This is a genomic window from Enterococcus malodoratus, from assembly GCF_027659535.1.
Taxonomy (GTDB): domain Bacteria; phylum Bacillota; class Bacilli; order Lactobacillales; family Enterococcaceae; genus Enterococcus_A; species Enterococcus_A malodoratus.
Genome location: NZ_JAQDPG010000002.1, coordinates 242164 through 262908 on the forward strand (window position 1 = coordinate 242164; position 20745 = coordinate 262908).

Here is a 20745-nt window from a genome sequence, read left to right on the forward strand (position 1 = left end):
AATTATAAGCTTTTTGGTGGCGCTAGAGCCATTGCCAGTGTAAACTTACATTGTAACAAGTAATAATTATATTGTTAATTAATAAAACTTTCCGAGTCAACTTGTTGGGAACTTATTTTTAATAATAAAAAAAGGGGAATAATGTGATGCAAGTATTAATTTTAACGCACAATATTTTAGTTGAGAGACCTTTAGTTGAGAAGCTGCAACGCTTAAACATTGAAGTTTTAAGCTCAGCGAAATTACTAACCATGCTTCAGGCTAAGCAAGTACCATTAGAAGTAATGAGCTTTTTTGATGTTTTAATTGTTAGTGAAACTATTTCTGACCAAGAGTTAACTATCATTCTTGAAGAGGTCGGTGATAAATTCACTATCATCCGAGAAACTGATCGGATGCCACAAAAAGAAGAACGATCTGATTGGGAAACACAAGGAATTGATGAATGGCTGCTTGAAGACGAAACACTTAGCGGGTTAAGAGAGAAGCTTGCTGAGAAAACGTTAAAAGAATCGGTTTATTCAATTGGTTTCGGTATAAAAACACAGCAAGAAGAAAGTGAGCATGAAAAACGTCCGATTCCTCTTTGGAACTTAACACGTTCAGAACGCGAGATGTTAAGTACCTTAATTTCAACAAAAGAGGCACCAATTAGTCGAAATGATTTGGCCATCAAAATTTGGGGTGACAGTGATTCTGCCAGTCATATGACACGCTTATCAACCATTATCAAGCACCTTAGAAACAAATTGAAAATTGATGGTGTTGAGTATGATGTCATTCGCACAAATTGGGGCGAAGGTTATCAATTGTCTAAAGTCTTTTTCGATCATTACATTGTTGATGATCGCATTATGGATGAAATAAAAACTGGGAATTAATTCCCAGTTTTTTATTTAGAATCATTTAGTTGACATAACTATTTTATGTTGTATAAACTCGTTCTATTTTCAAAATAATTCATTTATTGCTAAACTATAATTAAAAGTACGAAGGAGCGAAAGCAAATGGAAAAACGTGTGATAATTATGAATTTCGATGTAGAGTCAAAAGCCTACGAGGCCTTTTCAAAAGCAAAACGATTGCATATGAACAAGGCATTCAAAGGAGAACAAATGGCTGTTGTGCATCATTCCGATGACGGTGAACACAAGTTTGAGATTGAGGATTTCTTAGACTTCACTGGTAGCAATAAGAGTTCTACGGGTGGTTTGATAGGCATGATGGTCGGCATCCTTGGTGGACCGGTCGGCATTTTGCTAGGATGGTTTACTGGTGGAATGATTGGGGCAACACAAGATGCGAAAGAAGTTCGTGATGCGACAGGCGTCTTTGAGTTTTTAGTTGATAAAATCGGCGAAGGCGATACTGCTCTATTATTAATTGCAGAAGAGGAAGATAACCGTCCTTTGAATCAATTAATTATGATGGATTTAGGCGGAGAAATTACACGCCTTGATTACGAAGATGTTGAAGCGGATGTAAAGAAGACACAAGAGATGGCAAAAGCTTCCAAAGAAAAGGATTCTTCGGATACTGATTCAGAAAAATAATTATACCTGAGATAATATTTTTTTTATTTAGATTGCGCAAAGTAAGACTTTCTTCTAAAATAATAATAATTCGATAGAAAGTCAGGAGAATTATGGAATTAGAATTTTTAGGAACGGGTGCAGGTGTACCCGCAAAGCATCGGAATGTTAGCGGTCTTGCGTTGAAATTGTTAGATGAACGTAATGCAATCTGGCTATTTGATTGCGGAGAAGGAACTCAGATGCAGATTTTACGTACGAATATAAGACCACGTAAAATTGAGAAGATCTTTATTTCTCATCTGCATGGAGATCATATTTTTGGCTTACCAGGTTTATTGAGCAGTCGTTCATTTCAAGGTGGAGAAGAACCAATTGAGATTTATGGACCTGCTGGTTTGGAAAACTATGTTCGAACATCTTTGCAGGTAACGAAGACTCATTTAGCTTACCCTTTACATTTTATCGAGCTAAGTGAAGGCATTATCTTTAAAGACAAGGATTTCACCGTTGAATGTATGCTTTTAGATCACGGAATTGATAGTTATGGATTTCGTATCCAAGAATCAGACCATGATGGCATGCTTCAAGTAGAGAAATTAGCAGACTTAGGAATTCCTGCCGGACCGATTTATGGGAAATTGAAGCAAGGACAAAAAGTTACGTTAGCTGATGGTCGTATAATAGATGGTGCGGACTTTGTCGGGGAAAGTAAAAAAGGGCGGATCGTAACGATTTTTGGTGATACACGATTTACTGATAGGTCTAGTCAATTTGCTAAAAATAGTGATGTTATCGTTCATGAGAGTACCTTTAATAAGAACGAAGCAAAACTTGCGCAGGCTTATTTCCATTCTACAACGCATCAAGCAGCGACAATTGCTAAAGAAGCACATGCAAAAAAATTGATGCTGACTCACATTTCTGCGAGATACCTTGCTAAAGAGGCGAAGGAATTGGAAGAAGAGGCGCAAGATATTTTTCCCAATACACAAATAGCAAAAGATTTTGATAGTATTGATGTTCCGTTCTCATAAGAATGATTAACGGTATAAGAATTTTAAGAATATATTTTCCTGATAGAAAGAGGGGAATTCGATGGATTTAACAGATAAAGTGGTCGTAGTGACTGGCGGTTCTGCTGGTTTAGGAGAGCAAATTTGCTATGAGGCAGCCAAACGTGGGGCAATTGTTGTTACCTGTGCTCGCCGGATCAATTTAATTGGTCAAGTAAAAGAACATTGTAGTGATTTAAGCGGTAAAGAAGCTTATGCATTTCAACTAGATATTTCAGATCCAGATAGCGTTGAGTCAGTGATTGAAAAAATTGCTGATGAGGTCGGTGAAGTAGATGTGTTAGTCAATAATGCCGGTTTTGGACTGTTTGATAGTTTTGTAGATTTTGATTTGAACGTCGCTAAAAACATGTTTGAAGTAAATGTGTTGGGAATGATGTATTTCACACAAAAAATTGCAATCTCAATGGTAAAAAACAAGTCTGGGCATATTTTTAATGTTGCTTCTATGGCTGGAAAAATGGCGACACCAAAATCTACCGTTTATTCTGCTACAAAATTTGCGGTACTTGGTTTTTCAAATGCGCTGCGTTTAGAATTGCGGACAGAAAATGTATATGTAACAACTATTAATCCGGGACCAATTGCAACAGAGTTCTTTGACAAAGCCGATCCAAGCGGAAGTTATTTAGATAATTTAGGTGGAGTTGTCTTAGATCCGCATAAGTTGGCAAGAACAATCGTTAATAAAATGGGCAGACCGACTCGCGAGATTAATCGACCAATCATTATGGAGGGGGCCAGTCGGTTTTATGGACTGTTTCCTCACATTGGAGATTTTCTAGCAGGTGGTCTATTTAACAGGAAGTAGGAAGACGAAATGAAAAAACAATGGAAGGTTTTTTTGGGATTCCTCTTAGTTTTGCTGATCGTGATATTTGCCCTCTCTAACAGCCAGGAGGTTCCAGTAAATTTTTTGATCAAGAAAATTTATCTATCACTGGTACTGGTTATTATTGGTTCGGCCTTGATAGGAGCGTTAGTAGTTTTATTAACTTCTGGAGCAACACTTTTCCAGCAGCGTAAAGAAATTAAGCAGTTGAAGGAAACTATTCAAAGTTTTGAAACGAACAACGAGCAAAAGTTAGCAGAAGAAAAGGCCACCTTTCAACGAGAGCAAGAAAATGAAATTGCTGTGTTGAAGGCCAATTATGAAAGCCTGTTAAAAGAAAAGGATTTAGCTTTAGCTGAGTTGGAAAGTACAGAGCCAAGAAAAAAAGAAAATCAACCAATTGATTATTATGACTAATCAAGAAGACTTTAGTTGAAAAACTAAGGTCTTCTTCTCTTTCGTGTCTCATTATTTTTTGCTATACTAATACGGTTGGGAAGTGATAAAGTGAAAAAATCAAACTTCGATTGGCAGTTCAGGGAAGCGACACCAGTTGATTCAACGTTTAAAACTGAAATGTTAAATCAAGGATATAGCGAAGCCTTTCTTAAACTTTTATGGAATCGAAATATACATACATCAGAAGAATTTTCGCAGTTAATGAAAGCTGATATTGATGATTTACATGATCCATTTTTGATGCATGACATGGATAAGGCTGTAGAACGAATTCAAGCCGCTATCATGGATGGGCAGCCGATTTTAATTTATGGTGATTATGATGCAGATGGAATTACAAGTACATCTATTATGTTAGAAACTTTAGAAATGATTGGCGCAGATGTTCATTATGTTTTACCCAATCGTTTTATTCATGGATATGGTCCAAATAAGGAACTTTTTGCAGAAAAAATCACTGAGGGAATTCAATTAATTATTACAGTGGATAATGGTGTTGCGGGAAATGAAGCGATTGATTTCGCCAATTCTCAAGGAGTGGATGTGATTGTCACTGATCACCATGAGATGCCGCCAGTTTTACCAGATGCCTATTGTATCGTTCATCCTCGCCATCCGGAGGGTCATTATCCTTTTGGAGAGTTGGCTGGCGCCGGCGTGGCTTTCAAATTAGCTACGGCGTTATTAGAAGAAGTTCCACTAGAAATGTTAGATCTAGTAACGATCGGTACTGTTGCGGATCTAGTTTCCATGACTGGAGAAAATCGTAATCTTGTTAAATTAGGCTTACAGGCAATCAAACAAACGCAACGACTAGGCTTACTAGAATTGTTAAAAGTCAGCAGCGTTGAGCTGCAAAAAGTTGACGAGACAAGTATCGGTTTCAGTTTAGGCCCAAGGTTAAACGCGATTGGACGTCTAGGTGATCCAAATCCGGCCGTTGAATTGATGACAACTTTCGATGAAACTATTGCTCATAATTTAGCGGAAAAGCTGAATCAGATCAATGATGAACGAAAAAAAATTGTACAAGATACGACGACTGAAGCCTCCTCTTTAGTCAATCCAGCAGACGCAGTTCATCTGATTGCGGCGGAAGGGTGGAATCCCGGTGTCTTAGGGATCGTGGCTGGGAATATTTTAAAGCAAACTGGAAAACCAACTATCATTTTATCTATTGATGAAAATGGCGTTGCCAAAGGATCGGGTAGAAGTATTGAGGCATTGGATCTATTCAGTATGCTAAACACAATGCGATCGGAGTTTACACACTTCGGAGGACATGCAGCTGCTGTCGGACTAACCATGCCAGCTGAGAATATTGCTAACTTACGGCAAATGATGAACGATTATATTTCGGCAGAGCAGATTGATCTGACAAAAGGGTCCGGATTGTTGATTGATGAGGCACTGTCATTATCAGTAATTAACTTAAAATTTGTCGAAGAATTGAAAAAGCTCGCTCCGTTTGGAACAGATAATCCGGCTCCTCATTTTTTAGTAGATGGTGGAGTCAGCTTCTTCAAGCGTATCGGTAGTGATCAGCAGCATGTCAAATTCTCATTGAAAAATGATGAGGGGAAATTGGATGCAATCGGCTTTGGCTTTGGAGCAGAAGGAGAAGAGATTCAGCAACCGGATACTCAGTTTGTTGGAGATTTAGAAATCAACGAATGGAATGGCCAGAAAAAGGTTCAATTACGTTTAATTGATTTTGCTTCGGATGGAATGCAGGTGATCGATCGTCGGGCAAAATATACTTGGAATCAAAAAATCGAAAGTGGAAATGTGTTGTATTTAGCTTTTGAAGAAAAAAGTCAAAATCTATTTGCTAAGGAATTAGAGCAGCCAATTACTTTATATAATGAGGCTATCTCTTGGTCCGACTTTGACCAGTTAGTTGTCCTTGATTGCCCGGATCAAAAAGAACTGCTAAAGAATATTTCTATCTCGGGAAGGTTTGAACGAATCTATTTGTACCTATATAGTCCAGATGAAGCATATTTAAATGGTCTACCTAGTCGCGATCAATTTACCAAACTGTATCAATTTTTCCAAAAACAGCCACGAGTAGATATTCGGTTTAAACTAAAAAATGTTTCAAATTACTTAAGAATTCCAGAAAAATTATTAGTATTCATGATTCACGTGTTTTCTGAGCTGAAATTTGTTACAATAAACGACGGCGTTTTACAAATGGTCGAGTCTCCCGAGACACGGGCTTTTGAAGAGAGTAAGATTTATCAAAAACGCATGGCTCGAATTGATAGCGAAGAGTTTTTATTAATGAATGATATTGAAACTATTAGAAATTGGCTGAAAGGCTAGGAGGAACAACCAACATGAACTTGAAAGACTACATTGCTAGTATTCCAGATTATCCAAAGGAAGGGATCGTCTTTCGCGATATTTCGCCACTGATGGCTGATGGTGATGCATATCGTGAAGCGACAAAGCAAATTGTAAATTACGCAAAAGAAAAACAAATAGATATGGTCGTTGGACCAGAGGCTCGGGGCTTCATCGTAGGATGTCCAGTGGCATTTGAATTAGGGCTAGGTTTTGCACCTGTTCGTAAACCAGGTAAATTACCTCGTGAAGTAATTGAAGTCGAATACGAAAAAGAGTATGGAACAGATACATTAACAATTCATAGCGATGCTATTAATCCTGGTCAACGTGTACTGATTACCGATGATTTATTAGCTACCGGTGGAACGATCAAAGCGACGATCGAACTTGTTGAACAACTCGGCGGTATTGTTGTGGGGTGTGCGTTCTTGATCGAATTGGAAGAGTTGCACGGCCGTGACAAAATCCAAGGATATGATATTTTAACTTTAATGGATTATTAATCAGTGAGCTGGAGAAAAATCTCCAGCTTTTTTCTATGCACAAAAAAACTGCTAGAATGATATCTAGCAGTTCAGAGTAGTATTTTTAAGCAGACTTGTGATAATGATGATCATAAGTCACGTAATAGAAATCTTCGGCTGGTTCTTTATAGTAATGTTCTTCTTCAATATCTTCTTCGTATTCATGTTCAGCGTAATGCTGAGCATATTTACGTTCATCCCATAACATGAACCAAACAAGGAACAACCCAGAAAAAATGACGATCGTGGCTAGGGATCCCAACTTGCCAATCAATAAACCAAGCAACAAAACTGCGATAATTAAACCAAATCTTCTTACTGCTTTCATCAATAATCACTCCTAATAAATACGCGAACGTGTGTTTGTATACCCATTATACGAATGTTTGTTCGTTTTGTAAAGAAAAAAATAATCGGAAGTGAATTCCGATTAATAAATATGGTTACGGTACAATCCGACAACTTTCCCAAGAATGGATACATTATCAAATATCAAAGGTGCTAACTCATCATTTTCTGGCTGAAGACGGATATGATCGGCTTCACGATAGAATCTTTTACAAGTAGCCTCGTTTTCATCAGTCATCGCGATCACGATTTCGCCATTCGTAGCTGATGATTGTTTTCTAACAATGACGTGATCCCCATCATAAATGCCTGCGTTAATCATACTTTCTCCGCGAATCGTCAGCATAAACAGACTGCCTTCTTCACTGGAAAGATCCGGAGGAACCGGGAAAAAGTCTGAAGCCTCTTCGACTGCTAAAATCGGCTCACCAGCAGTAACGACTCCTAACATAGGAATAACTTGCGGAGTTGCTCCAATTTTTTCTAAACCAGTAATGGTCAATTCAATAGCTCTCGGCTTTGTTGGATCACGTAAAATCCAACCTTTTTTCTCTAATCTGGATAAATGGCCATGAACTGTGGAAGTAGATGAAAGATTCACAGCTTCTCCGATTTCTCTGACAGTGGGTGGGTAACCTTTATTTTCAACGCGTTCATGAATGAAACGTAAAACTTCTAATTGTTTTGTTTCCGTTCTTTTTGCCAATGCCCGCACCTTCTTTCGTTTTTTTTAGTGTAGCATAATCATTCAAACAAATCAAACAAGCGTTCGTATTTGTTTGTACTTTCAACTTACTAATTTTTATGTATAATTAGAAAGGGAAAAGAGGTGCTCAAGATGATTAACGATGAAACAATTGCACGAATCAACGAGTTGGCTAAAAAAAAGAAAACTGTTGGCTTAACAGACGCTGAAGCGCACGAGCAGAAAGTTTTGCGGGAAGAATATATCTCTTCATTCCGCAGCGGAATGCGTCATCATATCGAAGGGATGAAAGTCGTTGATCCTGAAGGCAATGATGTCACTCCAGAAAAATTGAAAAAAATCCAAAAGAAAAAAGGATTACATAATAGAAAGTAAATCTTTTGATGGTAAGTGATTGAAATGTCAAAATAAATCGGTTACAATGAATCTGTAATTAAAGTATTTATGACCAAAAAGGAGGAACTATTTTGTTCGACAAAATCGATCAACTAGGTGTAAACACAATCAGAACGTTAAGTATTGAGGCAATTCAAAAAGCAAACTCAGGTCATCCAGGTCTACCAATGGGTGCAGCTCCAATGGCATATGCTCTATGGACAAAGCATTTGAATATCAATCCAGCGACTTCATTAAACTGGCCAAACCGTGACCGTTTTATTCTATCTGCAGGACATGGTTCAGCAATGCTTTACAGCTTGTTGCATCTTGCAGGTTATCAAGTAACTATTGACGATTTAAAAAACTTCCGTCAATGGGAAAGTAAAACTCCAGGTCATCCCGAGTATCATCACACAGATGGTGTGGAAGCTACTTCAGGTCCTTTAGGTCAAGGTATTTCAACTTCAGTTGGGATGGCAATGGCTGAGGCGCATTTAGCAGCAACTTATAACCGGGACAGCTTTAACGTTATGGATCATTACACATATGCATTATGTGGCGATGGTGATTTAATGGAAGGTGTTTCTGGCGAAGCTAGTTCAATGGCTGGTCATATGAAATTGGGTAAATTAATCGTATTATACGATTCAAATGATATTTCATTAGACGGACCAACATCAAAAGCTTTCACTGAAAATGTTGGTGCTCGTTACGAGGCCTATGGCTGGCAACATATTTTGGTTAAAGATGGGAACGACTTAGAAGCGATCTCTAAGGCAATCGATGAGGCAAAAGCTGAGACAGATAAACCATCATTGATTGAAATTAAAACAGTTATTGGTTTCGGTTCACCCAAAGAAGGGACATCAGCAGTTCATGGGGCACCTCTAGGACAAGATGGAATTGATGTTGCTAAAACTGTATATGGTTGGGAATATCCTGACTTCACTGTTCCAGAAGAAGTTGCAAAACGTTTCAAAGAAGAAATTAATGATAAAGGTGCTAAAACAGAAACTGAATGGGATGCAATGTTTAAAAACTACGAAAATGCTCATCCTGATTTAGCTAAGCAATTTAAAATGGCCTTTGCTGGCGAGTTACCAGAAAATTGGGAAGAAGCATTACCTGTTTATGAAGATGGAACTGCACAAGCAAGCCGTGTATCAAGTAAAGATGCTATCCAGGAAATTGCTAAAGTTGTTCCAAACATCTGGGGCGGATCAGCCGATTTATCTGGCTCAAACAACACAACAATTGCTGACGAAGCAGAATTCCAACCTGGTTCTTATGAAGGACGTAACATTTGGTTCGGTGTTCGCGAGTTCGCAATGGCAAGTGCGATGAATGGGATTCATCTACATGGCGGTACACGCGTTTACGGTGGAACATTCTTTGTATTCACTGATTACTTGCGTCCTGCTGTTCGGATGTCTGCGATTCAAGGATTGCCAGTTGTCTATGTGTTAACACATGATTCTGTAGCTGTTGGGGAAGATGGACCAACTCATGAACCAATTGAACAATTGGCCAGCGTTCGCTGCATGCCGAATGTTCAAGTCATTCGGCCAGCCGATGGCAATGAAACTTCTGCTGCATGGATTCAAGCACTTGAAACAACAAACAAACCAACAATTTTAGTGTTAAGTCGTCAAAACTTACCAGTTTTACCAAACAGTAAAAACATGGCTAAAGATGGTGTTGCTAAGGGCGGATACGTAATTTCTAAAGCTGAATCTGATACACCAGAAGGTATTTTGATTGCGACTGGTTCTGAAGTGAACTTGGCTGTTCAAGCTCAAAAAGAATTGAAAGCCCAAGGTAAAGATGTTTCTGTAGTTTCGCTTCCAAGCTTCGATCTGTTTGAAGCTCAAGACGAAGCTTACAAAGAATCTGTTTTACCAAAAGCAGTGGCAAAACGTGTAGCAATCGAAGCTGCTTCACCATTCGGTTGGGAACGTTACATTGGATCAGAAGGCACGATGATCGGAATTGATCACTTCGGTGCATCAGCACCTGGCGATTATGTCTTAGAACAATTTGGTTTTACTGTTGAAAATGTAGTCAATAAATTTAACGAATTATAATCTTTATAAAGTTGAGAAGGGAGACCTTCTCAACTTTTTTTGTTACGGAGTTTACATAGAAGAATCAAGCAAATAGAGTATCAGGAAAATCAAACAGGTCACACAAAACGGTGATAAATACACTTCTAGCCTTCGTAATTGGCATAAACTTAGTCGATATAATTCAACAAATGAAGTATACATAACATGGAACTGTGAAACTAATTCTTAATCGCGCTTACAAATTATCGCTAAGAGAAATAAAAATGATTATCTGTGAGCAAATCAATTTGGACAGAATTTAAATTCTGTTATACTATCCTTGTGCAAAAGATTGCAAACAAAAAGACGTTTAAACGAAAGAGGGACAACCATGAAAGTAGTAGTAGTAGGATGTACACATGCCGGTACCGCAGCCGTTAAAAATATTTTAACAAACCACCCAGATGCAGAAGTAACAGTCTTTGAACGGAATGACAACGTTTCTTTCTTATCTTGTGGAATCGCTTTATATGTAGGAGGAGTCGTAAAAGATCCAGCAGGATTGTTTTATTCTAATCCTGAGGAACTAGCTTCTCTAGGTGCAAAAGTTAACATGGAACACGACGTTACAAACATTGATACAGAAGCCAAAGAAGTCACTGCAAAAGATCTAAAAACGAATGAAGAAAAAGTTGTTTCTTACGATAAATTAGTAGTGACAACAGGTTCTTGGCCGATTATTCCGCCAATTAAAGGAATCGAATCAAAAAATGTTTTATTATGCAAAAACTATAACCAAGCAAATGTAATTATTGAACAAGCGAAAGATGCGAAAAAAATCGTTGTTGTCGGTGGCGGCTACATCGGAATTGAATTGGTAGAAGCTTTTGCTGAAACAGGCAAACAAGTTACATTGATCGATGGGTTATCAAGAATTTTAAACAAATACTTAGACGAACCATTCACAAATCTATTAGAAAAAGAACTGGTAGATCACGGTGTTACGTTAGCATTAGGTGAAAATGTTAATGAATTTGTTGCTGATGAATCTGGAACTGTAACCAAAGTTGTCACTGCCAGTCAGGAATTTGATGCTGACATGGTCATTTTATGTGTTGGTTTCCGTCCAAACACAGATTTATTGAAGGGCAAAGTTGATATGCTGCCAAGCGGTGCTATCAAAGTGAATGATTACATGCAATCAAGTGATCCTGACATTTTCTCGGCAGGCGATTCTACAGTTGTTCATTACAACCCAACCGGTAAAGATCAATACATTCCATTAGCTACGAATGCTGTCCGTCAAGGAATGCTAGTTGGGCAAAACTTAGTTGAACAAAAAGTAAAATATCGAGGAACACAAGGAACATCAGGTCTTTACTTATTTGGCTGGACGATCGGATCAACTGGTTTGACAAAAGAAAGTGCAGCTCTGAATGACTTAGATGTAAATGTAACAGTGATTGAGGATAACTATCGTCCTGAATTCATGCCAACGACAGAAAAAGTTCTAATGGAAATCGTTTCAGAAAAAGGAACGAATAAAATTTTGGGTGCACAATTCTTATCAAAATACGATATCACTCAATCAGCGAACACTTTGTCGGTAGCCATTCAAAACGAAATGACTTTAGAAGATTTGGCATTGCAAGATTTCTTCTTCCAACCACACTTTGATCGTCCTTGGAATTACTTGAATATCTTGGCTCAAGCAGCATTAGCAGAAGCAGAATAAAGTTAAAACAGGAGGGATGACCTCCTGTTTTTTTGTTGCTTAATAACTATTTCGTAGTATTGGACTTCCTGTTTTTTTAGTGTAAACTAAAATGGGAACGGAGGATTTTGAATGATTTCACTAAAAGATTATCTAGCAGGCGGCGAGACCACGATCTCGAATCTGTTATTACAAAACTATACAAAACTTGGCTTGAACACAAATGAATTTATGTTGTGGCTTCAGCTTTATGCAGCTCATCAAGCAGGGGAGGATTTTCCAGATCTGACTTTGATTGCTAGAAATATGGGTAGCACGACGGAGAAAACATACGATTTACTGAACAATCTTGTTGAGAAGGATTTCGTTGCACTAGAAACGGCATTGGACGAACAGGGCAGACAGAGCGATCGCTACGATTTGCTTCCGGCATTTGAAAAATTGGCGATGTTAAAGGAGCAAGAGCGTTTTGAGGTAGAGGAAAAAAATGATTTAGCTGCGCAGAAAAAAATGCTGCGTTCATTGGAACAAGAATTCGGACGTCCATTATCACCGATTGAATATCAAAAAATCGGTTATTGGCTTAATGAGGATCATTACGCTCCCGCACTTATCGAATTAGCCTTGCAAGAGGCGGTCTTGAATCAAGCATATAACTTCAAATACATTGAGACGGTTCTGCAAAGTTGGGAAAAGAAGAATATCCGATCAAAGGCCCAAGTAGAAGAGGAACAGCGTCGTCGGAAACAAATTTTATTACAAAAAGAAGAGCAAAATCAATCTGAAGAACTTCCGAAGGTTTCTTTATATAACTGGTTAGAGAGGAAAGATTCCGATGCTTAATAAAGAAATGACGATTGAGGCCCTCAATCGAATGTATCAAATGTTTCCTGATGCTGTTGGCGAGTTGCATTCTGAATCTCCTTTTCAACTATTAATTGCAGTCATTTTGAGTGCACAAGCCACGGATGTATCGGTTAATAAAGCGACACCAGCACTTTTTGCAGTTTATCCGACACCAGAGGCAATGGCTCAAGCTCCGATGGAAGATCTTATCGCGAAAATCAAAACAATCGGTCTGTATCGTAATAAGGCTAAGAATATCAAAGCGTGTGCACAAATGCTGTTAGAAAATTATGGCGGGAGTGTTCCGACAACTCGAGAAGAGCTGATTAAACTGCCTGGTGTCGGACGTAAGACAGCAAATGTAGTACTTGGAGATGCTTTTGGGGTTCCCGCAATTGCGGTAGATACTCATGTTGAGCGCGTAACGAAACGTTTGCGAATCTGTAAATTAAGCGCATCAGTGACCGAGGTAGAGGCCACATTGATGCGAAAAATACCGAAAGAATTATGGGTCAAGAGTCATCATACGCTAATTTTCTTTGGTCGCTATCACTGTACAGCACGGGCGCCAAAGTGTGATATTTGCCCTTTGCTGGATATGTGCCAAGATGGAAAAGACAGATTAAAAGCCGCTCGAAAATAATTCGAGCGGCCTTTTTTCTAATTGTCTGATTTTGGTGCTTCATTTCGTTGCGCCGGCGTTTGATTAGGTGGATCTGCACTAGCCGACGGTTGAGAAGGCTGGGGCTCAGCAGATGATGAAGGCGTCGGAGTTGGTGCCGGTGCAGAACTAACCGGAGCCTCACTGCTGCTAGCCGGAGGTGCAATAGTTGACGATTCCGACACGCTTGATGCAGATTCAACACTGCTGGTTGAACTAGTCGTATTATTAAAATAGTTGTTGTTGTAATAAGAACTTTGAACTGAATAGCTAGGTTGGGCTGGAACAGAAGAAGCACCCTTAACATAAAGCTCATTTCCAATTCTAAGAACATCACTCGGCATTACCCAATCCTCGTTTGAGACATTTTCGGATGCATAACTCATCATTTCACGATAAACGTCCTGTGCAATATATTCAGATTGAGAAGTGATGGGAGTCATCCGATTGTCATACCCCGCCCAAATGGATAATGAGTAATGTGGTGTAAAACCAGTGAACATCACGTCAGGAGAAATCGAGCCATAATGCGGAATCTTTGCCAATTCATCATCCGTATAGTTAGACGTTCCCGTTTTACCGGCTTGGAAGAGATTTGGAATTTGTGCTTTGTATCCAGTTCCTTTAGAGATTACGTCCTTCAATACATCCGTAACCATATAAGCGGTATAAGGTTCCATCGCTTTTTTACCTTCATTCGAGAAGCTTTGTTCAGAGCCGTCTTGGTATTTGATCTTATTGATATACAGTGGTTCATTATAGGTTCCGCCGTTAGCGAAAGCGGCATAGGCAACGGCCATTTTCTCAGTAGAAATGCCGTACTTAGTTCCATCCTGAGTTTCAGTGTTGCTTGAAATTGCATTTGCTTGCTGAATATCTTTATATTGGATACCCAATTTTTTCAAAAATTTCGTTACATTTTCAGGACCGACTTCATTGAAGAGTTTTACCGCAGGGACATTTCGTGAATCGTATAAAGCTTGACGCAAGGAAATGTTTCCTTGATAGCTGTTGTCCCAGTTTTTAACTTCTGTTTTCGTACCTTGGTAGTTATAAGGGCGATCCTCGATTCGATCTCCAGTAGATTTTTGTAAATACTCAAAAGCCGGACCGTAATCAGTGATCGGTTTAACCGTTGAACCAAAGTCGCGATTTGTATTCACTGCTCGGTTCATTCCTAAGTAAACATCATCAGCAATATTTCGTCCGCCTATTTGAGCGGTGACTTTCCCGGTTTTGCTATCTACTAATGTCGCAGCAATCTGTAATTCTTCATCAGGATACTGTACATACTCATCCCCGTTAACAATCGCATACAAACGATTTTGTGCTTCTGTATCTAAGTTCGTATAGATATCTAAACCGTCAGTATAGACATTTTTCCCAGTTTTTGCCTCGACTTGAGTAATCACTTCTTTGACATAGTTGTCGGCAACTTTTCTTTCTTGGTTGTCTGATTCTAACGGCAGCAAACCCTGATCAACGGGTTCTTTTGTCGCTTTGTCGTACTCATCTTGAGAAATTTTCTTATTGTTCAGCATCGTGTAAAGTACAGTATCTCGACGATCTTTAGCTGCTTCCGGATGTTTGTATGGATCATACGAGTTAGGCGCCTGCGGCATTCCAGCAAGCAGAGCAGTTTGTGCGATCGACAGATGCTGCAACTCCTTGCCAAAATAAGTCTCGGCAGCTGTTTCCATTCCGTAAAGCCCGTTGGCCATATAAACCTTGTTGATGTAGTAGGTCAAAATCTCTTGCTTTGAATGTTTCTTTTCTAACTGAATAGCCAACCAAGCCTCTTGTGCTTTTCGCCGCAAGGTTTGATCAGAAGCCTTTGTTGAGAAGAAGGAAAGCTTAACGAGCTGTTGCGTCAAGGTACTTCCGCCTTGCAGTCCGCCTTTGTTCGTTATATTGTGCACCACTGAACCCATTATTCGAACAGGATCCACGCCATTATGTTTGAAAAAGCGTCGGTCTTCGACTGAGACAATTGCATCATCCAGTTCCTGTGGAATTTTGGTGGCACTAACTTTCTCACGCTTTTCTGCGCCTAGATCTTCAAAGATATTTCCATTGCTGTCATAAAGTTTTGAAGAAACTGTAGCATCTAATTTCTTCTCACTTAAGGCTGGTGCATCTTTTACATAGAAGAAAAAGATACCAATACCAGTAAGTAACGCTACACAGAGCAAACTGACGATTCCAATCGCTATTTTTAACCCAATGTGACGACTTTTCTTCGTTTTTGATTTAGGTTTCTTTCCTTGAGTAGTTCGCATTGATTTTTGCGAACGTGAGGGATTAGCCATTTGATAAACTCCTTTTTTCAAGATATTGTTCCACCGCTTTCAAGTAAGGGATTCTTGGGGCAATCTGCGGTGTGATCTCGATACCAACTGTTTCAATTAATGTGAGCGGTATTGATTTTTTGCCGTTTTCTTGTCTGCTCCAATAGTTTACCAGTTCTTCTGCAGAAAGAAAAAAGCAACGGTTTAAGCTTGAAAACCAAAGTAAAACAAAACAAATCGCATCTTGATTCAAGCATTGCTGCATGTGCGTAATTTGATGCTGATGGAAATTTTTAAGTGGGAAAGAGGTTTTGTTTTTTGTTTCCTTCGCTTCAAAATCCAAATAGTATCCACGATAAACGCCATTATAATCTGTGGTAGAAGGCTGTCTAAAATAAGCTTCCTTAATAACAGCTGCACTACGTTTGGGGTAGTCGACTTTAACAATTTGAAGCGGCGTTGGCTTTTTATGGACAACTGCCTTATCATGAGTTAAGTAGTATTCGTTGCTTTGATTGATTGCTTCTTCAAAGCGCATACCGCGATTAGCAAACGTCGTTTCTTTTTTTAATGCACGATCTCGAGGATTCTTTTGTGAAAATGATTGACCATTAGGGTAGTGAAAGGTCATTTTTTCATCACACTCCTGTTTGCTATTATAGCAAATTTTTCGAAAGATATTTTATTTTTAACTGAAAGTAAGGAAAATGCAATGAATGACATAATACAGCGGCTTTACGTAACAGGATATCAAAGCTATGAATTAGGAATTTTTAGTGAGCAGGACCCTAAGGTGAAAGTAATTAAGAATGTTTTAAAAAGGGAGCTTGTAGCTCTGATCGAAAATGGATTAGAGTGGGTGATGATTAGTGGAAGTCTTGGAACAGAGATTTGGACGGGACAGATAATCAATGAACTCAAAGAAAGCTATCCCGAAGTTAAATTAGCAATTATTTTTCCTTTTGAAGGATTCGGAAGTAACTGGAAAGAACACAATCAATTACTTTTAAGCGAGCTCGTACAAACAGCGGATTTCGTGGATGCAGTCAGTCATCAGCCGTATCAAAATCCCGGACAATTTAAAAATCATGTAAATTTCTTGTTACAGCATACCGATGCAGCTCTAGTAGTATATGATACTGAGTATCCTGGTAAAAGTAAGTTTTTCTTAGGAGACGTTGAAAAATATCTAGAGCAAAATCCCTATGAATTGCTTACAATCACTATGGATGATTTAGAAAATTCCTCGGACTTCGGGGATAGTGTTTGATTTCCTTTAATATATCAGCTAGAATATATAGGAAAGTAAATTAAGATTAGAGCTAATGAGGTGGAAAAATGGCGAATGTAATCTATACTCCGAACGATATTTTGGAGCAAGAATTTAAAACAAAGATGCGCGGTTACGATCCAATCGAAGTCGACGAATTTTTGGACAATGTAATCAAAGATTATGAAGCTTATAACAAAGAATTATTGACACTAAGAGAAGAAAACGATCGCTTGAAAGCAAAAGTTGAACAACTATCAAAAGCTCAGCCAGCTCCTTCACGTGTAAAAGAAGCGGCACCTAAGAGTTCAGCTGTTACGAACTTTGACATTTTGAAACGTTTATCAAATCTTGAGAGAGAAGTGTTCGGTAAAAAACTTGATCAACAAGCGTCAAGTCAAGCGACAACTTCTGATTTTGGTCAAAATTATACACAAGACGAAAGTGATATTGAAAAAACTCGTCAATTTTAAATTTGAATGATGCAATTTTTTGGTAATCGCGGTCTGCATTACGCAGGCTGAGGAAAGTCCATGCTCGCACAGACTGAGATGTCTGTAGTGTTCGTGCTTAGCGAAACCATAAGCTAAGGTACTCTTAATTGGGTAACGGCAGAAAAAAGGGCTAAGGAGTAATCTATGCCTGAGTATTCTTGAAAGTGCCACAGTGACGAAGCATTTTGAGAAATCAAAATGGTGGAACGCGGTAAACCCCTCGAGCGAGCAACCCAAACGATGGTAGGGGCGCTTTTTCTAAGGAAATGAACGATGAAAGAGACGGCATTTATGTCGGAGATAGATGATTACCACGACGGACAAACTCCCCTGAGTTGTTCGGCGTACAAAACATGGCTTACAGAAAATTGCAGCAATTCAGGGTGTGCCTTCCAACTTTGTGTTGTGAAGGTTTTTTTTCAGTCCGTTTTTTTCAACATTAAAAAAACGAGCTGAATTCAGACAAATAGAAAAAATTGATTATGCTGTTTAGCGCAAGGATTTGAGAGATAAGAATCGAGGAGATTCTTATCCTTTTGAAAATCTCTACTATGGAATCTGAGCAATAGACAAATGTCATTATTAAGATAACGAAACCCAAAAGGAGCTATCATGGAAAAACAATATAATTTAATTGCTACTGCCGCAGCAGGTATCGAAGCGTTAGTAGGCAAGGAACTGAGAGATTTAGGAATTGATTGCCAAGTTGAAAACGGACGTGCACGTTTTAAAGGCGATCTTGAAACGATCGCTACTGCGAATTTATGGTTAAGAACGGCTGATCGCGTAAAAATAATTGTCGGCGAGTTTGACGCTTTTACATTTGATGAATTATTTGAAAAAGTCAAAGCGATTCCATGGGAAGATTTCTTGCCAATGGATGCTGAATTCCCAGTTGCTGGTCGTTCAATCAAATCAAAACTGTACAGTGTACCCGATTGCCAATCAATTACAAAAAAGGCTATCGTTGAACGATTGCGTGAAGTCTACCATCGTCCTGCTCGGGTTCCATTGCCTGAAACAGGTGCGCTGTTCCAATTGGAAGTTGCGTTGTTAAAAGACCATGTTGTTCTGACTTTGGATACGACTGGCCCAAGTTTATTCAAACGGGGGTATCGATTAGAAAAGGGTGGCGCGCCCTTAAAAGAAAATATGGCGGCAGCATTGGTAATGCTGACCAATTGGAGGAAAGACCGTCCATTTTATGATCCTGTCTGTGGTTCAGGTACTTTATGTATTGAGGCGGCCTTGATTGGTCATAACATCGCTCCAGGATTCAATCGTGAATTTGCTTGTGAGGCATGGGATTGGTTCGACCCAGCTGTTTTAGACAAAGTTCGTGCTGCAGCAGATGAGGCGGCAGATTATGATATTGAATTGGATATCGCGGGTTCTGATATTAATGGCCGAATGATTGAGATTGCGCAAGCTAATGCTGAGGAAATTGGATTAGGTGGTTCGATTGACTTTAAGCAACGAGCGGTCAAAGATTTCAAAACAGAAAAAGATTATGGTGTGATCGTAGCCAATCCTCCTTATGGAGAACGTTTAGGTGAGGAAGAACAAGTTCGTGCATTGTACCGCGAGATGGGCGATGTTTTCCGTCCGTTGAAGACTTGGAGTAAATATATCTTGACGAGTGATCTAGCCTTCGAGGAGTTTTATGGCGCTAAGGCTACTAAGAAAAGAAAATTGTATAACGGTGCAATAAGAACTGACCTGTTCCAATACTGGGGTGAACGTCCGCCAAGAATGCCGAGAAACGATGCAAAATAATTTAGCGGCGATCCGCGGGTATGCAAAGGAAAAACTTGGCAGCGATCGCAGCGGCCATGATTTCTACCATGTTGAACGGGTAGCAAAAATTGCTGGAAAATTAGCTGAAGAAGAAGGCATTCAAGATATATTGTTAATCGAAGCCGCAAGTTATCTGCATGACGTGATAGATGACAAAGTCTTCGCAAATGTTGAAAGCGAAAAAGAAGCTCTTAAAAAGTTTTTAAAAGGACTTAGTTTTTCCGATGAAAGTATAAATGAAATTTTTGACATCATCGAAAATATTTCGTTTTCTAAAGAACTAGAATTGGGAAAGGCGGAGTTAACTTTAGCGGGACAAATTGTTCAAGATGCTGATCGTATAGATGCACTGGGTGCGATCGGTATTCTTCGAACCGCTTATTATGGAGGTCACACACAAAGTCCTTTATATGACCCCAATCTTTTACCGCAAGAGTTTAAAACTAAGCAGGAGTATCGACAGAAAAGTACCGTGATCAATCATTTTTATGAAAAATTGTTTAAATTGCCGGCGACGATGAACACAGAAGCAGGTAAGGCCGAGGCACAAAAAAGAATGGTATTTATGGAAGAGTTTTTAAAAAGATTTTATGAAGAGTGGAATTTATAATAAAATTGGAGCTTAAATAATCATAAAAAACTAAAAAAATCCCTTAGACAAGACATATTATTTCCAGTGAACTTATTTTTCTCCTATAATGTTCCTTGGTTAGGAGGAACTCTAAATGCTGCATCGTGAAATTTTGAGTCCCGAAGAAGTTTTGGGAAAAATGCCCAACTTGTCTGAGGGATTATTTGCTATTCGTTGCCAACTTACAAATAAGACCTATCAAATTATTTTATATAAATATCAAGAGGATTATTTCCTAGTAGAAAATCCGGCACTGATCAGTGTCTTGCTTGAAAAAGATCGAAGTTTTTTTGGTACATCAGAACAATTATTGAATGCGATTGAAATGTCTTTTGAGGATAACCATTATCAACCCACAACAAAAGAATGGGTCAATTTGGATTTAAACACCCTGAGCCTATTAGACAATGTGGAAATCAAATTCTTTGATTTGGAAGAATAGCAGGGTGTCCTGTTATTCTTTTTTTCTAAACTGACGAAAAAGATAATAGAAGTTAATGACAGATAAGACGGCCCCTAGAATTAACGGCACCACTAAGCGACCTTGACTGTAACCAAAGTTTTTTTGGAAACTCTCGGCCGAAGTAATTGCTATGACTGTTTGACTATAGTTATACACTTGATAACTAAAAGTTGTTAAGAAAACTGCAATTAGTGTTAAGACGAAACGACGATAGTCCGTGCTTCTTAATTTTTTTACAAAATAGAAAATCATGTAGATAACCATTAAAGCGGCGGGAACGCCAAAAGCAAAAAGCGGGTTAAGCATTTATTTTTACCTCCTTAAGAAAT

General features: G+C 38.8%; 22 protein-coding genes and 1 other RNA gene. 18 read left to right on the forward strand and 5 right to left on the reverse strand.

Annotation, left to right across the window (positions count from 1 at the left end):
* Nucleotides 1-146 precede the first annotated feature (146 nt).
* The 7 genes from PGP85_RS04550 to PGP85_RS04580 all read left to right on the forward strand — a co-directional run bounded on the left by PGP85_RS04550 (nt 147) and on the right by PGP85_RS04580 (nt 6754).
* The gene (locus tag PGP85_RS04550; protein ID WP_010739227.1) at nt 147-881 is read left to right on the forward strand and encodes a winged helix-turn-helix domain-containing protein; all 735 of its coding nucleotides are present in this window, start codon (nt 147-149) and stop codon (nt 879-881) included.
* 126 nt (nt 882-1007) lie between these two features.
* Complete coding sequence (locus tag PGP85_RS04555) at nt 1008-1553, forward strand: DUF456 domain-containing protein (protein ID WP_010739226.1); 546 nt, start codon at nt 1008-1010, stop codon at nt 1551-1553.
* A 92-nt stretch (nt 1554-1645) separates the two neighbouring features.
* Nucleotides 1646-2569 (forward strand): ribonuclease Z, encoded by a 924-nt coding sequence (rnz, locus tag PGP85_RS04560; RefSeq protein ID WP_010739225.1) that lies wholly within the window; start codon nt 1646-1648, stop codon nt 2567-2569.
* Nucleotides 2570-2630: 61 nt separating this feature from the next.
* The gene (locus PGP85_RS04565; RefSeq protein WP_010739224.1) at nt 2631-3419 is read left to right on the forward strand and encodes an SDR family NAD(P)-dependent oxidoreductase; all 789 of its coding nucleotides are present in this window, start codon (nt 2631-2633) and stop codon (nt 3417-3419) included.
* 9 nt (nt 3420-3428) lie between these two features.
* Nucleotides 3429-3857, forward strand: coding sequence for a LapA family protein (locus PGP85_RS04570; protein ID WP_010739223.1), 429 nt, complete (start codon nt 3429-3431; stop codon nt 3855-3857).
* A 90-nt stretch (nt 3858-3947) separates the two neighbouring features.
* Nucleotides 3948-6227: a single-stranded-DNA-specific exonuclease RecJ gene (recJ, locus tag PGP85_RS04575; protein ID WP_010739222.1), complete on the forward strand. Its 2280-nt coding sequence runs from the start codon at nt 3948-3950 to the stop codon at nt 6225-6227.
* Between the two features lie 14 nt (nt 6228-6241).
* Nucleotides 6242-6754 (forward strand): adenine phosphoribosyltransferase, encoded by a 513-nt coding sequence (locus PGP85_RS04580; RefSeq protein WP_010739221.1) that lies wholly within the window; start codon nt 6242-6244, stop codon nt 6752-6754.
* An 85-nt stretch (nt 6755-6839) separates the two neighbouring features.
* On the opposite strand, the gene PGP85_RS04585 is transcribed toward PGP85_RS04580, so the two are convergent.
* Together PGP85_RS04585 and lexA are read right to left on the reverse strand one after the other, a co-directional pair.
* Nucleotides 6840-7103 carry a hypothetical protein gene (locus PGP85_RS04585; RefSeq protein ID WP_010739220.1) on the reverse strand — a complete coding sequence of 88 codons (264 nt, stop codon included), beginning with the start codon at nt 7101-7103 and terminating at the stop codon, nt 6840-6842.
* 102 nt (nt 7104-7205) lie between these two features.
* Nucleotides 7206-7829 carry a transcriptional repressor LexA gene (lexA, locus tag PGP85_RS04590; protein WP_010739219.1) on the reverse strand — a complete coding sequence of 208 codons (624 nt, stop codon included), beginning with the start codon at nt 7827-7829 and terminating at the stop codon, nt 7206-7208.
* Nucleotides 7830-7961: 132 nt separating this feature from the next.
* Here lexA and PGP85_RS04595 point away from each other — a divergent pair, with 132 nt between their 5' ends.
* The 5 genes from PGP85_RS04595 to nth all read left to right on the forward strand — a co-directional run bounded on the left by PGP85_RS04595 (nt 7962) and on the right by nth (nt 13455).
* The gene (locus tag PGP85_RS04595) at nt 7962-8204 is read left to right on the forward strand and encodes a DUF896 family protein (protein ID WP_010739218.1); all 243 of its coding nucleotides are present in this window, start codon (nt 7962-7964) and stop codon (nt 8202-8204) included.
* A gap of 92 nt (nt 8205-8296) precedes the next feature.
* The gene (tkt, locus tag PGP85_RS04600) at nt 8297-10291 is read left to right on the forward strand and encodes a transketolase (RefSeq protein ID WP_010739217.1); all 1995 of its coding nucleotides are present in this window, start codon (nt 8297-8299) and stop codon (nt 10289-10291) included.
* A gap of 352 nt (nt 10292-10643) precedes the next feature.
* Nucleotides 10644-11987 carry an FAD-dependent oxidoreductase gene (locus PGP85_RS04605; protein WP_270326342.1) on the forward strand — a complete coding sequence of 448 codons (1344 nt, stop codon included), beginning with the start codon at nt 10644-10646 and terminating at the stop codon, nt 11985-11987.
* Nucleotides 11988-12098: 111 nt separating this feature from the next.
* A complete protein-coding gene (locus PGP85_RS04610) occupies nt 12099-12809 on the forward strand; it encodes a DnaD domain protein (RefSeq protein WP_010739215.1) in 711 nt (236 codons plus the stop codon).
* Nucleotides 12802-13455, forward strand: coding sequence for an endonuclease III (gene nth / locus PGP85_RS04615; RefSeq protein ID WP_270326345.1), 654 nt, complete (start codon nt 12802-12804; stop codon nt 13453-13455). The genes PGP85_RS04610 and nth overlap by 8 nt, the downstream gene beginning before the upstream one ends.
* 17 nt (nt 13456-13472) lie before the next feature.
* Here the strand turns inward: nth and PGP85_RS04620 are convergent, their stop codons facing one another.
* Nucleotides 13473-15782 (reverse strand): PBP1A family penicillin-binding protein, encoded by a 2310-nt coding sequence (locus tag PGP85_RS04620; protein ID WP_010739213.1) that lies wholly within the window; start codon nt 15780-15782, stop codon nt 13473-13475.
* Nucleotides 15775-16392 carry a Holliday junction resolvase RecU gene (recU, locus tag PGP85_RS04625; RefSeq protein WP_010739212.1) on the reverse strand — a complete coding sequence of 206 codons (618 nt, stop codon included), beginning with the start codon at nt 16390-16392 and terminating at the stop codon, nt 15775-15777. Before recU ends, PGP85_RS04620 begins: the two co-directional genes overlap by 8 nt.
* 81 nt (nt 16393-16473) lie before the next feature.
* Here recU and PGP85_RS04630 point away from each other — a divergent pair, with 81 nt between their 5' ends.
* The 6 genes from PGP85_RS04630 to PGP85_RS04655 all read left to right on the forward strand — a co-directional run bounded on the left by PGP85_RS04630 (nt 16474) and on the right by PGP85_RS04655 (nt 20395).
* Entirely contained in the window at nt 16474-17031 is a 558-nt protein-coding gene (locus PGP85_RS04630; RefSeq protein WP_010739211.1) for a DUF1273 domain-containing protein, read from the forward strand.
* A 68-nt stretch (nt 17032-17099) separates the two neighbouring features.
* Nucleotides 17100-17504, forward strand: a complete 405-nt coding sequence (gpsB, locus tag PGP85_RS04635) for a cell division regulator GpsB (protein ID WP_010739210.1) — start codon at nt 17100-17102, stop codon at nt 17502-17504.
* A gap of 14 nt (nt 17505-17518) precedes the next feature.
* Nucleotides 17519-17891: RNase P RNA component class B (gene rnpB, locus PGP85_RS04640), an RNA gene on the forward strand.
* Nucleotides 17892-18137: 246 nt separating this feature from the next.
* Nucleotides 18138-19301, forward strand: coding sequence for a THUMP domain-containing class I SAM-dependent RNA methyltransferase (locus PGP85_RS04645; protein ID WP_010739209.1), 1164 nt, complete (start codon nt 18138-18140; stop codon nt 19299-19301).
* Nucleotides 19291-19932, forward strand: coding sequence for an HD domain-containing protein (locus PGP85_RS04650; RefSeq protein ID WP_010739208.1), 642 nt, complete (start codon nt 19291-19293; stop codon nt 19930-19932). Before PGP85_RS04645 ends, PGP85_RS04650 begins: the two co-directional genes overlap by 11 nt.
* A gap of 115 nt (nt 19933-20047) precedes the next feature.
* Entirely contained in the window at nt 20048-20395 is a 348-nt protein-coding gene (locus PGP85_RS04655) for a hypothetical protein (RefSeq protein ID WP_010739207.1), read from the forward strand.
* A gap of 12 nt (nt 20396-20407) precedes the next feature.
* Here the strand turns inward: PGP85_RS04655 and PGP85_RS04660 are convergent, their stop codons facing one another.
* Nucleotides 20408-20722 (reverse strand): hypothetical protein, encoded by a 315-nt coding sequence (locus PGP85_RS04660; RefSeq protein WP_010739206.1) that lies wholly within the window; start codon nt 20720-20722, stop codon nt 20408-20410.
* Nucleotides 20723-20745 lie beyond the last annotated feature (23 nt).

Bases quoted from the DNA above. Each gene is read 5' to 3' on its own strand.
- PGP85_RS04550 (WP_010739227.1), top strand. From the start codon at position 147: ATGCAAGTATTAATTTTAACGCACAATATTTTAGTTGAGAGACCTTTA.
- PGP85_RS04555 (WP_010739226.1), top strand. From the start codon at position 1,008: ATGGAAAAACGTGTGATAATTATGAATTTCGATGTAGAGTCAAAAGCC.
- rnz (WP_010739225.1), top strand. From the start codon at position 1,646: ATGGAATTAGAATTTTTAGGAACGGGTGCAGGTGTACCCGCAAAGCAT.
- PGP85_RS04565 (WP_010739224.1), top strand. From the start codon at position 2,631: ATGGATTTAACAGATAAAGTGGTCGTAGTGACTGGCGGTTCTGCTGGT.
- PGP85_RS04570 (WP_010739223.1), top strand. From the start codon at position 3,429: ATGAAAAAACAATGGAAGGTTTTTTTGGGATTCCTCTTAGTTTTGCTG.
- PGP85_RS04580 (WP_010739221.1), top strand. From the start codon at position 6,242: ATGAACTTGAAAGACTACATTGCTAGTATTCCAGATTATCCAAAGGAA.
- PGP85_RS04585 (WP_010739220.1), bottom strand. From the start codon at position 7,103: ATGAAAGCAGTAAGAAGATTTGGTTTAATTATCGCAGTTTTGTTGCTT.
- PGP85_RS04595 (WP_010739218.1), top strand. From the start codon at position 7,962: ATGATTAACGATGAAACAATTGCACGAATCAACGAGTTGGCTAAAAAA.
- PGP85_RS04605 (WP_270326342.1), top strand. From the start codon at position 10,644: ATGAAAGTAGTAGTAGTAGGATGTACACATGCCGGTACCGCAGCCGTT.
- PGP85_RS04610 (WP_010739215.1), top strand. From the start codon at position 12,099: ATGATTTCACTAAAAGATTATCTAGCAGGCGGCGAGACCACGATCTCG.
- nth (WP_270326345.1), top strand. From the start codon at position 12,802: ATGCTTAATAAAGAAATGACGATTGAGGCCCTCAATCGAATGTATCAA.
- PGP85_RS04620 (WP_010739213.1), bottom strand. From the start codon at position 15,782: ATGGCTAATCCCTCACGTTCGCAAAAATCAATGCGAACTACTCAAGGA.
- recU (WP_010739212.1), bottom strand. From the start codon at position 16,392: ATGACCTTTCACTACCCTAATGGTCAATCATTTTCACAAAAGAATCCT.
- PGP85_RS04630 (WP_010739211.1), top strand. From the start codon at position 16,474: ATGAATGACATAATACAGCGGCTTTACGTAACAGGATATCAAAGCTAT.
- gpsB (WP_010739210.1), top strand. From the start codon at position 17,100: ATGGCGAATGTAATCTATACTCCGAACGATATTTTGGAGCAAGAATTT.
- PGP85_RS04645 (WP_010739209.1), top strand. From the start codon at position 18,138: ATGGAAAAACAATATAATTTAATTGCTACTGCCGCAGCAGGTATCGAA.
- PGP85_RS04650 (WP_010739208.1), top strand. From the start codon at position 19,291: ATGCAAAATAATTTAGCGGCGATCCGCGGGTATGCAAAGGAAAAACTT.
- PGP85_RS04655 (WP_010739207.1), top strand. From the start codon at position 20,048: ATGCTGCATCGTGAAATTTTGAGTCCCGAAGAAGTTTTGGGAAAAATG.
- PGP85_RS04660 (WP_010739206.1), bottom strand. From the start codon at position 20,722: ATGCTTAACCCGCTTTTTGCTTTTGGCGTTCCCGCCGCTTTAATGGTT.